10 protein-coding genes are annotated in these 12,586 nt (G+C 62.7%); 5 read left to right on the top strand and 5 right to left on the bottom strand.

The window, feature by feature from the left end; genetic code table 11:
* Positions 1-37 precede the first annotated feature (37 nt).
* Positions 38-850, bottom strand: coding sequence for an exodeoxyribonuclease III (gene xthA, locus ACNFCH_RS18100; RefSeq protein WP_337158408.1), 813 nt, complete (start codon positions 848-850; stop codon positions 38-40).
* Positions 851-1,010: 160 nt separating this feature from the next.
* Here xthA and ACNFCH_RS18095 point away from each other — a divergent pair, with 160 nt between their 5' ends.
* From ACNFCH_RS18095 to ACNFCH_RS18085, 3 genes are read left to right on the top strand one after another with little or no spacing between them, the layout of a single operon-like run.
* Positions 1,011-1,661 carry a GNAT family N-acetyltransferase gene (locus tag ACNFCH_RS18095; protein WP_337158407.1) on the top strand — a complete coding sequence of 217 codons (651 nt, stop codon included), beginning with the start codon at positions 1,011-1,013 and terminating at the stop codon, positions 1,659-1,661.
* Between the two features lie 52 nt (positions 1,662-1,713).
* The gene (locus tag ACNFCH_RS18090; RefSeq protein ID WP_337158493.1) at positions 1,714-3,456 is read left to right on the top strand and encodes an autotransporter assembly complex family protein; all 1,743 of its coding nucleotides are present in this window, start codon (positions 1,714-1,716) and stop codon (positions 3,454-3,456) included.
* Positions 3,453-7,127: a translocation/assembly module TamB domain-containing protein gene (locus ACNFCH_RS18085; protein ID WP_416743238.1), complete on the top strand. Its 3,675-nt coding sequence runs from the start codon at positions 3,453-3,455 to the stop codon at positions 7,125-7,127. The genes ACNFCH_RS18090 and ACNFCH_RS18085 overlap by 4 nt, the downstream gene beginning before the upstream one ends.
* 89 nt (positions 7,128-7,216) lie before the next feature.
* Here the strand turns inward: ACNFCH_RS18085 and ACNFCH_RS18080 are convergent, their stop codons facing one another.
* On the bottom strand, positions 7,217-7,597 hold the full coding sequence (locus ACNFCH_RS18080) for a Mor transcription activator family protein (RefSeq protein WP_337158405.1): 381 nt from the start codon (positions 7,595-7,597) through the stop codon (positions 7,217-7,219).
* 408 nt (positions 7,598-8,005) lie between these two features.
* On the opposite strand from ACNFCH_RS18080, the gene ACNFCH_RS18075 reads away from it, so the two are divergent.
* Entirely contained in the window at positions 8,006-8,200 is a 195-nt protein-coding gene (locus ACNFCH_RS18075) for a hypothetical protein (RefSeq protein ID WP_070091226.1), read from the top strand.
* Between the two features lie 36 nt (positions 8,201-8,236).
* Here ACNFCH_RS18075 and ACNFCH_RS18070 read toward each other — a convergent pair whose 3' ends face one another.
* On the bottom strand, positions 8,237-8,611 hold the full coding sequence (locus ACNFCH_RS18070; RefSeq protein ID WP_416743237.1) for a fe2+ zn2+ uptake regulation protein: 375 nt from the start codon (positions 8,609-8,611) through the stop codon (positions 8,237-8,239).
* 219 nt (positions 8,612-8,830) lie between these two features.
* Here ACNFCH_RS18070 and ACNFCH_RS18065 point away from each other — a divergent pair, with 219 nt between their 5' ends.
* A complete protein-coding gene (locus ACNFCH_RS18065) occupies positions 8,831-11,125 on the top strand; it encodes an acylase (RefSeq protein ID WP_416743265.1) in 2,295 nt (764 codons plus the stop codon).
* A 42-nt stretch (positions 11,126-11,167) separates the two neighbouring features.
* Here the strand turns inward: ACNFCH_RS18065 and ACNFCH_RS18060 are convergent, their stop codons facing one another.
* Positions 11,168-11,890, bottom strand: a complete 723-nt coding sequence (locus ACNFCH_RS18060; RefSeq protein ID WP_337158403.1) for a UDP-2,3-diacylglucosamine diphosphatase — start codon at positions 11,888-11,890, stop codon at positions 11,168-11,170.
* The gene (locus ACNFCH_RS18055; protein WP_070574583.1) at positions 11,887-12,387 is read right to left on the bottom strand and encodes a peptidylprolyl isomerase; all 501 of its coding nucleotides are present in this window, start codon (positions 12,385-12,387) and stop codon (positions 11,887-11,889) included. Before ACNFCH_RS18055 ends, ACNFCH_RS18060 begins: the two co-directional genes overlap by 4 nt.
* Positions 12,388-12,586 lie beyond the last annotated feature (199 nt).

The following is a 12,586-nucleotide window of genomic DNA, read 5'->3' as shown; positions in this document are numbered from 1 at the left end:
ACCTGAAAGCCCAAGCCCAAGCCCAAGCCCAAGCCCCTCACCCCAGCTCCAACCAAATAGGCGCATGATCCGAAGGCTTCTCCATCCCCCGCAATTCATAATCGACCCCCGCCGCCTTGAGCCGCGACACCAACCCCTGCGACGCCATGATCAAGTCGATACGCAGCCCACGCTTGGGCTCATCCTCGAACCCCCGGCTGCGATAGTCGAACCAACTGAACCGGTCATCCACCTCAGGATGCAAGTGCCGGAAACTGTCGACCAACCCCCAGCCTTTCAACCGCTCCATCCATTCGCGCTCCTCGGGCAGGAAACTGCACTTGCCCGTACGCAGCCAGCGCTTGGCGTTGTCCGCTCCTATACCGATATCGCAGTCCTGGGGCGAAATGTTCATGTCGCCCATCACCAGCAAGGGTTGCTCGCTGCTGAACTGGCCTTCGAGCAACGCCTGCAGGTCCCCATAGAATCGTTGCTTGGCCGGAAACTTGGTGGGGTGGTCACGGCTTTCTCCCTGGGGGAAGTAACCGTTCATGACAGTGATAGGGGTGCCGTGGGCATCGGCAAAGGTGCCCCAGATGAAACGGCGTTGGGCATCTTCCTCGTCGCCAGCGAAGCCTTTGAACAACGACAGAGGCTCACGACGCGAGAGCAGGGCCACGCCATAGTGGCCTTTCTGGCCGTGATAGTGCACGTGATAGCCCAAGGCCTGCACGTCGGCCAACGGGAACTGATCGTCGCTGACTTTGGTTTCTTGCAGGCCGATGACGTCTGGCTGGTGCTTGTCGATCAGCGCCGCCAGCTGATGCGGGCGCGCGCGCAAGCCATTGATGTTGAACGAGACGATCTTCATTGAAAGATAATCCTGATAAAAGCAGGGATGCTAGCTGACATCGGCCACCATCACCAGCATGGCACCCTATGGCCCAGGCTGCTAACGTGCCAAGGCAGCTGAAACGATACACTCAAAGCGTTTCCCGGCCGCCACGTCCGTTCCAGGAGGATCACTCGCAATGCCCGATGTCACTGCCACCTCGGCCCGTGTTTGTTTGCTCGATGATGGATACCACCCCGAGGTGCGCTCGCTGCTGTATCACGCCTATCGTCACGATCCCACCCTTGCCTATGTCTTCGAGGCCCAGCGCCCGGGGTATGAGCGGCGCCTTCGAATGATGCTGCGTGAATGGGTGCGGCAGCACTTCTACCTTCAACTGCCTGCCATCGGCTTGCTGGTGGACGACCGTCTGGTCGGGGTGGCGTTGATCGTGCCCTCGCTGCGGCGCCTAGGCGTGACCGACAGCTGGGCCTGGCGTCTGCGCATGACCCTCGGCACGGGTGTACGCTGCACCCGCCGCTACCTGGATTACCACGCGGCCCTGTCCAGTGCCTTGCCACCGGGCAGGGTGCATGTGTTGTCGCTGGTGGGCGTGCATCCGCAATATCAGCGGCAACGTTATGGAGAGCAATTGTTACAAGCTGTACATGACTGGTGTGGCGAAGACCCGACGAGCCAAGGCGTGGTGCTCAATACTGGAAATGCCCATTTTCTGGCGTTCTACCAGCGTGTGGGCTATCAGGAAGTGGGGGAAATCGCGGTAGGACCGATCCGTGAGCGCGTTTTCATGCGCCCGAATCCGGCGTTCACGGAGACTGTGATTGGGTAAGACGTTCGACAAGCGACACCCTCAACGGGTCGCCTCTGGTAGCATGCGCCGCATGACGTATTCAGGAAGACTAACCTGGGGCCTGATTCTTTGGGTCGCCAGTACCGCAGCATGGGCCCAGAGCGAATTGAAGGTGCAGGTCAAACCTGCCAACAAAGCGCTCAAGAGCAACATCGAAAACTACATCGGCAGTCTCGGGAACCGCGACGAGGAGGCCTTGCTACGATTCAGTCGTGGCGCCCAGGAGCAGGCGCGCAAGGCCGCCCAGGCCTTGGGCTACTACCAAGCGCAGATCGACAGCGAGGTCAAGCCGCCGAGCGACAAGGATCAGCCCCCGCAACTGATCATCAGCATCGAACCCGGCGAGCCTGTGCACTTGCGCAACGTAACCGTGCGTATCGAAGGGCCGGCCAGCGAGCTCAAGGCATTTCGCATTCCCGACAGCAAGGCCCTGCGCCCAGGCGAGCCACTCAACCACGGTATTTATGAAGATGCCAAACGTCTGATCCAGAACCAGGCCTCGCGTTACGGTTTCTTCAGCGGGCACTTCGTCCGCCAGCGCCTTTCGGTCGACCCCCAGGCGGGCGTGGCTGATATCGAACTCATCTACCAAAGTGGCCCACGCTACCGCATGGGTGCTGTCACGTTCGGCGGCGATACGCCCCTGGACAACGACCTGCTGCAGCGCATGGTCTCCTTCAAACCCGGCACACCCTATGATTCCGAGCTGATCGCCGAGCTCAACAACGACCTCCAATCGAGTGGCTATTTTGAAGGCGTACGCGTCGACGCGGCGCCGACCGCGGCGGTCAATGAAGAAATACCGGTGGATGTCCACCTGCAAACCCGCAAGCCTCGGACCATGGGGCTGGGCCTTGGGTTTTCGACCGACGTCGGGCCTCGCGGCAAGGCCAACTGGACCCGCCATTGGGTCAATGCCCAAGGGCACAGCTATGGCTGGGAGACCGAACTGTCTGCCCCGCGGCAAAACGTCGGCCTGTGGTACGACGTGCCACTCGACCCGCCGCTGACCGACAAGCTGCGCTTTGCTGGCGGTTACCAGAACGAGGAGATCGCCGGTACCGATACCGTGAGCAAACTGTTGACCGTGGGCCCGGAGTGGCACAGCAAGCTGCCCAGCGGCTGGCAGCGGGTGGTCTCGCTCAAGTACCAGCGCGAAGAGTACCGCCTGGGCGACGATTCGGGCCTGAGCAACCTGTTGATGCCCGGGGTCAGTTTCTCTTACCTGCGCAGCGACAACCGCATCGATCCGCACAATGGCTACCGGCTGCAGTTCGACCTGCAAGGGGCGAAGGAAGGGCTGGTGTCCGATACCAATCTGTTGCACGGCAACGTGCTCCTCAAGGGCCTGACCACCCTCGGTCAACGCCACCGCCTGCTCGGTCGTGTGCAGTTCGGCGGCAGCGCCACCAATGGCTACAAGAACAACATTCCGCCTTCGCTGCGCTTTTTCGCAGGTGGCGACCAGAGTGTGCGTGGCTACGACTATCAGAGCCTGTCGCCGAAAAACAGCGACGGCGACCGTATCGGCGGCCGCTACCTGGTGGCAGGCAGCGCCGAGTACCAGTACTCGGTCGCCGAAAAGTGGCGCGTGGCGACGTTCATCGACCAGGGCAATTCATTCAATACGCTGGAACTGCCCAGCCTCAAGACAGGCGTCGGTATCGGCGTGCGCTGGGTTTCGCCGGTGGGGCCGTTGCGCCTGGACCTGGCCCGGGCGCTGGATGAGGACGGAGGTTTCCGCTTGCATTTCTCCATGGGGCCTGAGCTGTGACGCGTGCGTTCAAACCCATTCTTCTGACCTTGCTGGCGTCACTGCTGTTGATCGCCTTGGCCGTTGGCCTGCTGTTGGGCACCGAGGCGGGCAGCCGCTGGGTGCTGGGGCGTGTGCCGGGTCTTGAGGTCACTGATTTCGAGGGGCGTCTGGGCGCGGGCTGGCAGGCCAGCCGGCTGGTCTGGGCCAACGGCGACAACCGGGTGGAGCTACAAGGGCCACGGTTGGCGTGGTCGCCCACCTGCTTGCTGCGCGCCACGCTGTGCGTGAAGCGCCTGCAGGCCGAGCGCATCGACATGGCCTTTGCGCCAGCAGAGGCCGCGCCCGACAGCGGGCCATTGCAACTGCCAGCCCTGCGCCTGCCGATCGCCATCGAGCTGGGGGAGGTCAAGGTCGGCCAATTGCGCCTGGACGGCAGCGATTTGCTGGGCGACCTGCAATTGGCCGCACACTGGAATGTCGGCGGCCTGCGCATCGATACCCTGCAACTGAAACGGGACGACCTGCACCTTAGCTTGCAGGGCGAGCTGCAGCCTGAAGGCGATTGGCCGTTGCAGTTGGCCGGGACCGTGCAATTGCCCGTCGTGGACGGCAAGCCCTGGCAATTGGCCCTGACGGCCAAGGGCGAACTGCAGAAAACCCTCGCACTGGATGCCACCAGCAGTGGCTACCTCGACGCCCATCTGACCGGTGAATTGCAGGCGCTGGCCGAACACCTGCCGGCCACCCTGAGTATTCGCGCCGATGGCTTCAAGCCTTCGGCATCGTTGCCCGACACCCTTCAACTCAACCAGTTGCGGCTCGACGCCACGGGCGACCTGCTCAAGGGGTATCGACTGGCCGGGTCCGCCAGTCTGCCTGCCGAGCAGGGTCCCATTGGCCTGGTGCTGGGCGGGTTGGTGGATGCCAAGGGCGCGCGCCTGGATGTATTGGATCTCAATGCCAGCGAGACCCAGCGGGTCAAGCTGCAGGCTCGTGCCGACTGGCAGAAGGGGCTTGAGGCCGACGCAAGCATCGACTGGTTGGACTTTCCCTGGTTGCGCCTCTATCCCCTGGAGGAGGCTCCCCAGGTCACCCTCAAACGCTTCAACGCCCAGGTGCAGTACCGCGACGGCAACTACAAAGGCGATTTCAAAGGCGATCTCGACGGCCCCGCCGGTGCGTTCAATGTGGCCAGCCCGTTTGAGGGTGACCTGAGCCAGGTGCGCTTGCCACAGCTGGCCTTGACGGCCGGGCAGGGCAAGGCTGCCGGTAGCGTTGCCGTTCATTTCGCCGATACGTTGGCCTGGGATGTCGATCTGCAACTGTCGGGGCTGGACCCTGCATTCTGGCTGGCCGAGATGCCAGGCACCCTGGCCGGCCCCCTGCGCAGCAAAGGCGAGCTGAAGAACGAGCGCTTGCAGCTGCAGGCCCAGCTGGATCTCAAGGGGCGCTTGCGTGGTCAGCCCGCCGTGCTCAAGGTGGAAGCCGAGGGCGCAGGCGAGCGCTGGACATTGGGTACCCTCGCGGTGCAACTGGGTGACAACCGCATCAATGGCAGCGGTAGCCTGCAACAACGCTTGGCCGGTCGCATCGACCTCAATCTGCCACGCCTGGGCCAGCTCTGGCCGCACCTTCAGGGCCGAGTGAATGGCCGTTTGGATGTCGCCGGTACGCTGCAGGCGCCGCAAGGGACTTTGACCCTGCAGGGCCAGCAACTTGGCCAGGCGCAGAATCGGGTCCAGCGCCTGGACCTGGACGCCAAGCTGGACAGCGCCCAACGCGCCTTGATTACCCTCAAGGCTGACAATATCCGCCTGGACGAAACTGCCCTGGGCAATCTCGATATCAGCGGCAAAGGGGATGTCCGCCAGCAGGCAGTCACCCTCGCGCTCGAGGGCCCGCAGCTCAAGCTGAATCTGGCACTGGACGGTCAGCTGGCCAAGGGTGATTGGCGTGGCCGTCTGGCAGAGGGCCGTATCCAGGCCGGTGGCCAGGATTGGCGCTTGCAAGCCCCGGCGAAGCTGCAGCGCCTGGTCAGTGGCCAGCTTGATCTGGGCGCGCATTGCTGGCGCGCCGGGCAGGCGAGCCTGTGTGGCGAGGACCAGCGGCTGATGCCGGAGCCGCGGCTGCGCTATCACCTCAAGCAGTTCCCGCTGGACAGCCTGGCCCAGTGGTTGCCCAAGGATTTCGCCTGGCAGGGCCTGCTCAATGCCGACATCAACCTGGACATGCCCAATGCCGGACCCAAGGGCACCATCCGCGTCGATGCCAGTGGCGGCACGCTGCGGGTTCGCGACCAGGACCGCTGGATCGATTTCCCGTACCAGGTACTGCGACTGGACAGTACCCTCGCGCCACGTCGGGTCGACACCCGCCTGGACTTTCGCGGCGAGCGCCTGGGTGAGCTGAGCCTGACCACTCGAATCGATCCGCTGGGCAAGAACAAGCCGCTGTCAGGCGACTTCCGCCTGGCGGGCCTGGACCTGTCCGTGGCGCGTCCCTTCGTGCCGATGGTCGAGCGCCTCACTGGCCAGCTCAATGGCAGCGGTCGTTTGTCCGGCACCCTGTTGAACCCGCAGGTCAATGGCAACCTGGCGCTCAGTGGTGGCGAAGTCAGTGGCGCGGAGCTGCCGGTCAGCCTCAAGAACCTCTCGCTGCAGGCGCTGATCGCCGGTGAGCAGGTGCAACTGAACGGCAATTGGCAAAGCGGCGATGCCGGGCGCGGTCAACTGGACGGCAATCTGACCTGGGGCCAGGCTCTGGCCATGGACCTGCGTCTGAAGGGCCAGCAGTTGCCCGTGAGTGTCGAGCCCTACGCTGCCCTCGAAGTCGCGCCAGACCTGACCATCCGGCTGGTCGATGACAAGCTGGCGGTCGCGGGCAAGGTGAGGGTGCCCAAGGGCAAGATCACCGTGCGCGAGTTGCCACCGTCGACCGTCAAGGTGTCGGATGACACGGTGATTGTCGGCCACCAGACCGAAGAGGGCGCGCCGCCCATGGCGATCGCCATGGACGTCGATGTGGAAGTGGGGCAGGACAAACTGTCGTTCAAAGGCTTTGGCCTGACCGCCAACCTGCTTGGTCATGTGCACATCGGCAACGACATGGACACCCGAGGCGAACTCAGCCTGGCTGACGGCCGTTATCGCAAATACGGTCAGAACCTGATCATCCGGCGGGCACGCCTGCTGTTCGCAGGTCCAATCGACCAACCGTACCTGGATATCGAAGCGATCCGTCGGGTCGACGATGTCATCGCTGGCATTCGCCTCAGCGGCAACGCCGAACAGCCGACCACCAAGGTGTTCTCGGAACCGGCCATGAGCCAGGAGCAGGCATTGTCCTACCTGGTACTGGGTCGACCCCTGACGGCCACGGGCGAGGATAACAACATGCTGGCTCAGGCAGCCTTGGGGCTGGGTCTGCTGGGTGGCGAGGAGTTGACGGGCGGCCTGGCCTCGAGCCTGGGTATCGAAGACTTCCAACTGGGCTCCGAGGGTTCGGGCAACTCCACCAGCGTGGTGGCCAGCGGTAACATCACCGAGCGCCTGAGCCTGCGCTACGGCGTTGGAGTGTTCGAGCCGGCCAATACCATCGCGTTGCGCTACAAGTTGAGCAGGAAGGTCTTCTTGGAGGCGGCCAGCGGTCTGGCCAGTTCCTTGGACATTTTCTACAAGCGCGACTTCTGAATGCTTCACAGCCTTCAGCAAACGTTTCCAGTGCCTCATCCCGTCAAGGGGTGGGGCGCCTTGCTGTGGGAAAAGTGCTCAAACAAGCTTTAGTGTGCGTGGCCTTCCTGTCGGCGGATATTGCCGATCTGACGCAGGCTCAAGCCATACTTGTCCGCCAACAGGCTGCGCGAAAGACCTTCGGCGCTTTCCTGCTTGATCTGCAGGTTTCGCAGTTGGCGTTGGAAGTGATCCGGCTTCGGGATTTCCAGCGCGACACCGGCAAAACGCTTGATCAAGCTCTGCAAAGCCTCCGGGGGTAATATATCGGCAAGCTTGGTACGTTCAAGGTGCTTGGGGATGTACTTGGGGCGCCCGCCGTAGGCGCAGGTCAGCCGGTAGGCATTCTCGATGCCGATGCATTCGATCAGCGATTGCAGGGAGTGGGGCAGTTGGGCGATATCGATACGATTGAGGTCTGGCAGTTCCATTGGTGATTCCTCGGAGAATTAAGCAAGCGCAGGGCGTGGGGTTCATGATGAATGGCGGGCGGGCTTTGCCTCAGTGGGCGAAGTCATCGTCGGCCTGGGCTTGATTCTCCGGCAGCCGCAAGTGGGGTCGCTAGGCGCCAAGCGGATCGGCAGGTGTAGCCTTCTGGCGCGAGAATGTGCAGGCAGCGAGGGTCGATTACGTAGGATGTAGCGTCAACAAAGCTCTGAAAGCCTTGATAACTCGTCTCTAGTTTGCATTGCGCATTGGAGGGTGACGTACCTTCAAGCCCTAGAAAGCCGATGCCCTGGCGCGGTCATAAGCAAAAGCGCCGCCTACGACGGGGGACGTTGTATCATGGCCTCGGCTCGTCGCGAGCCTTATGTCCCTGATGTCGCAAGGAACCTTCGATGACACATGTGCAACGCCTAAAATATTCGATCCTGATCATCCTGGTGGTGCTGGGCATCATGCTGGGTCTGTCCTATCTGCAAAAGCAGGGGACCATTACCGAGCAGACCTTCCAGTACATCGCCATCGCCATTGCGGTGATCGTGGTGGTGATCAATGCAATCCTGCGTCGCAAGGTCGGGCCCAAGCCTTGACCCAGGCGGGCCGGCTGCGTCAGGCCGGCCGTGGATTCAACGGGGTGCGGTTTGCTCGAGCACGGCCCGGGCTTCGGGATTGAGGCTATAGCACTTGTCGTTGCCCAGGCTGATCACACCTTCGGCGCACAGCCGCTTGAGTACCTCGCGCACGCTGAGAAACGACAGCGGGATGTCCAACTGCTCCAACTGCGCATGGATGCCGCGCACCCCGATGCTGCGCCCGTCGCGGTCGGCGGTGTGCAGTGCATCGATGACTTTGAGGCGGATCAGGCTCGTACGCAGGCCAAAGGTTCGCAGCAATTCGCGGATCTGCTCATTGCCGGTACGCACCTGGGGGCTGGCAATTGCCCTGGCCCCGGCCGCATCCAGACTGGTGATGCGCTGTAACGCGGGTTGTGGGTTGTACATGTGAATGCTCCTTTTCGTGGACTGTCCCGAAATCATGGGTGCCTCACTTAATAGGACGAATGAGCCGGGCAAAACTGCAGCCTTGGGCGATAAAAAATCGCGGCTTTGTGTTCTTGACGTCGCATTGGGTTGGGTTGCGTAAAATTTTCATCGGGCTGTTCGTCTGACCGGGATGACCCTTCCAATCCAGGAGTGCCCGTGTCCATACGTCCGCGTCACATGACTCACCTAGGCCTGGCAGCCCTGCTGCTTACCTCAGGCCTTGCCGCGCATGCCCTCGAAGCTACTGGCGAGGCGTCGGCGCAGATCCGCCGGACCAGCTTTGGCGTCCCGCATATCCTGGCCAAGAACGAACGAAGCCTGGGCTATGGCATCGGCTATGCGTATGCCCAGGACAACCTTTGCCTGTTGGCCGACCAAGTGCTGACCGTCAATGGGGAGCGCGCGCGTTACTTCGGTGCCCAGGGCAAGACGATCGAGCAGCGCGACAACCTCGACAGCGATATGTTCTTCGCCTGGCTTAATGCCGACTCAGCGGTCAAGGCCTTCCTACAGGCCCAGCCAGCGTCGATGCGCCAACGCCTGGAGGGGTACGCAGAGGGCTACAACCGAGCACTGGCCGAGCGCAAGCTCCAAGGCTTGCCGACTGAATGTGGCCACGGCGACTGGGTACGGCCGATCTCCAGCCTGGATTTGGTCAAGCTCACGCGCCGGTTGCTGGCGGAGGGGGGGATCGGTCAGTTCGTCGAGGCGCTGGTGGCAGCCACGCCGCCGCAAGCGGCCGCGCGGCGGGAGGGGCGGGACTTCAGCGCGGCGCTGGCGCGCCAGGCGCAGTTCGCCTCGGCCCGAGGCAGTAATGCGGTTGCAGTCGGCTCCGAGCGTTCGACCACCGGCGGCGGCCTGTTGCTGGGCAATCCGCATTTCCCGTGGGTAGGTGGCATGCGCTTCTATCAGATGCAACTGACCATCCCCGGGCAATTGGATGTCATGGGTGCCGCGTTGCCGGGCCTGCCACTGATCAACATCGGCTTCAACCGTCATCTGGCCTGGACGCACACCGTCGATACGTCCAAGCACTTCACCGTGTACCGCTTGCAACTCGACCCGAAGGACGCCACGCGCTACCTGCTCGATGGCAAGTCCGTGCCACTGACCCGCCAGACCCTGAGCGTGACGGTCAAGGGTGAAGATGGCCAGTTGCGGCAGGTCCGGCGACAGGTCTATGCCTCGACGTTCGGCCCCGTGGTGCAGTGGCCCGGCAGGCTGGATTGGGACGCGCAGCATGCCTACAGCTTGCGCGATGCGAACCTGGACAATACCCGGGTGTTGCAGCAGTGGGATGCGATCAACCGTGCCGACGGTCTGGGCCATTTGGAGCAGGCGGTGGGGCAGATTCAGGGCATTCCATGGGTCAACACGCTGGCTGTCGACGCAGCGGGCCGTACCGCGTATCTGAACCAGTCAGTGGTGCCCTACGTCGACCAGCCGCTGTTGGCGCTCTGTGGCGATCCTGCGGCGATCGAGCCGCTGGTGGTGCTGGACGGCTCGCGTAGCGCGTGCCAATGGAAGATCGATGCGCAGGCGGCCCAGCCGGGGATCTTCCCGGCTCGGCTGCTGCCAAGCCTGGAACGCCGCGATTTCGTGCAGAACTCCAATGACCCGGCCTGGTTGGCCAACCCCGCGCAGCCATTGACCGGCTACTCACCGCTGGTCAGCCGCGAAGGCCAGCCGCTGGGCCTGCGCAGCCGCTTTGCCCTGCAGCGTCTGCAAGGGCACGGCAAGCTGGGGCTGGCGCAATTGCAACGCATGGTGCTGGATAATGAGGTGTATGCCGCAAGCCTTGTGCTCCCGGACCTGCTGGCCTGGTGCAAGACTGCCCCCGTCGATGTGCTGGCGGTGTGCGCGAGCCTTGCTGCCTGGAATGGCAAGGCAGATATCGACAGCGGCATAGGCCTTGTGCACTTTGCCAATATTGCCCAAGCGTTGGCCGAACACCCTGAAAACTGGCGTGTGGCATTCGACGCCGCCGACCCGTTGCACACACCGCGCGGGCTGGCGGTGGAGCAGGCGACGGTCAGCAAGCGTGTGCACGAGGCGGCGAGGGCTTCATTGCAGCAGGTGAGTGAGGCTGGCATCACCGCCAAAGACACCTGGGGGCAGATCCAGCAGGCTGCCGATGGCACGCCAGTGTCGGGTGGGCCTCAGGAACTTGGCGTGTACAACGCGATGTACAGCGTGCCTGTGGGGGCGGGTAAGCAGCAGGTCGTCAGTGGCACCAGTTACCTGCAGTTGGTCAGTTTCACCCGGCAGGGGCCACAAGCGTTCGGGTTGCTCGCGTTTTCTCAGTCAAGCGAGGCCGCATCGCCCTATGGCAGTGACCAGACCCGTGCGTTCTCGGCCAAGCAATTGGCGTCGATACCGTTCACCGAGGCGCAGATCAAGGCTGATCCTCAGTATCGACAGTATGTGATCAGCGAGGGGGACAAGGCCGTGGTGGCTGGCACAGGTCACTGAGCCAAGACGGGGCGCTTTGCGCCCCAATCGCGGCCGCCCGAATCAGGGGAAGTCGAACGGGGCCAGTTGGAAGCCCTGTTCGTCGACCTGTAATGCCCAGCCGCGACGGTCCCAGTCACCCAGCACGATGCGCCGGGCCGGTGCCCCCTCGACCACCAGCTTGTGAAGCGCTGGTCGGTGGGTATGGCCGTGCACCAAGGTGCGAACGCCATGGGCCGCCATTACCTTGGGGACTTCCTCGGGCGTGACATCGACGATCTCGGTGGACTTCATGCGGGTCTGCGACTGGCTTTCGCTGCGCAGCTTGCGCGCCAGCTTCTGCCGGGTGGACAGCGGCAGATGACGCAAAATCCATAGGCTCAGCGGGTTGCGCAGGTAGCGACGCAGCTTCATGTAGGCCAGGTCGCGGGTGCACAGGGTGTCGCCATGCATCAGCAGCACGGGCTCGCCACCGAGTTGCACGACGCTGGGGTCGGCCAGCAGTGTGCAGCCCGCCGCTTCGCAGAAGGCCTCACCGATCAGGAAGTCGCGGTTGCCGTGCATCAGGTAGATCGCCGTGCCGCTCTCGCTCAGCCGGCGCATGGCCTGGCAGATCGACTGCTGGAAAGGCGTCATGGCATCGTCGCCGATCCAGGCTTCGAAGAAATCACCGAGAATGTACAGCGCCTTGGCATGCCGGGCACGGCCATCGAGCAGATCAAGAAACGCCCGGGTTATGTCCGGGCGTTCTTCTTGCAGATGCAGATCGGAGATCAGCAGGATCACTCAATGATCTCGGCTTTCTCGATGATCACGTCGTCCTTCGGCACGTCCTGGTGGCCGGCCTTGGAGCCGGTGGAGACGCCTTTGATCGCGTCGACCACGTCGCGGCCTTCGATCACTTCGCCGAACACGGCGTAACCCCAGCCCTGGACGTTCTTGCCGCTGTGGTTGAGGAAGTCGTTGTCAGCCACGTTGATGAAGAACTGCGCGGAGGCGGAGTGCGGCTCCATGGTGCGGGCCATGGCGATGCTGTATTTGGCGTTCTTCAGGCCATTGTCGGCCTCGTTCTGGATTGGCGAGCGGGTCGGCTTTTGCTTCATGCCCGCTTCGAAACCGCCGCCCTGGATCATGAAGTTGTTGATCACACGGTGGAACACGGTGCCGTTGTAGTGGCCGTCCTTGACGTACTGGACGAAGTTTTCGACGGTTTTCGGTGCCTTTTCGCCGTCCAGTTGCAGGACGATGTCGCCGTGGTTGGTGCTCAGTTTGACTTTGGACATGCTGAATTCGCTCTTTGAAAGGCATTCGGGAAATAGGCTGCGCAGGGCGCGTACTGTCACCTGACGCAGGATCGGGCGACCGCGACACAAGACGCGCGTCGGCCATTTTGCATGGCTTGCGACAAATCGCGCCAGTTTGTCGGTGCCCGGCTGTCAGCAGCTTGACTGCTTCGGCTATGATAGGCCCTTTGATTCAATC

It is taken from the genome of Pseudomonas sp. NY15354, from assembly GCF_048068075.1.
GTDB classification, from domain to species: domain Bacteria; phylum Pseudomonadota; class Gammaproteobacteria; order Pseudomonadales; family Pseudomonadaceae; genus Aquipseudomonas; species Aquipseudomonas guariconensis_C.
The sequence above is the reverse complement of the archived record's forward strand: the minus strand, read 5'-3'. Positions and strand labels throughout refer to the sequence as shown.

Bases quoted from the DNA above. Each gene is read 5' to 3' on its own strand.
- xthA (WP_337158408.1), bottom strand. From the start codon at position 850: ATGAAGATCGTCTCGTTCAACATCAATGGCTTGCGCGCGCGCCCGCAT.
- ACNFCH_RS18095 (WP_337158407.1), top strand. From the start codon at position 1,011: ATGCCCGATGTCACTGCCACCTCGGCCCGTGTTTGTTTGCTCGATGAT.
- ACNFCH_RS18090 (WP_337158493.1), top strand. From the start codon at position 1,714: ATGACGTATTCAGGAAGACTAACCTGGGGCCTGATTCTTTGGGTCGCC.
- ACNFCH_RS18080 (WP_337158405.1), bottom strand. From the start codon at position 7,597: ATGGAACTGCCAGACCTCAATCGTATCGATATCGCCCAACTGCCCCAC.
- ACNFCH_RS18075 (WP_070091226.1), top strand. From the start codon at position 8,006: ATGACACATGTGCAACGCCTAAAATATTCGATCCTGATCATCCTGGTG.
- ACNFCH_RS18070 (WP_416743237.1), bottom strand. From the start codon at position 8,611: ATGTACAACCCACAACCCGCGTTACAGCGCATCACCAGTCTGGATGCG.
- ACNFCH_RS18065 (WP_416743265.1), top strand. From the start codon at position 8,831: ATGACTCACCTAGGCCTGGCAGCCCTGCTGCTTACCTCAGGCCTTGCC.
- ACNFCH_RS18055 (WP_070574583.1), bottom strand. From the start codon at position 12,387: ATGTCCAAAGTCAAACTGAGCACCAACCACGGCGACATCGTCCTGCAA.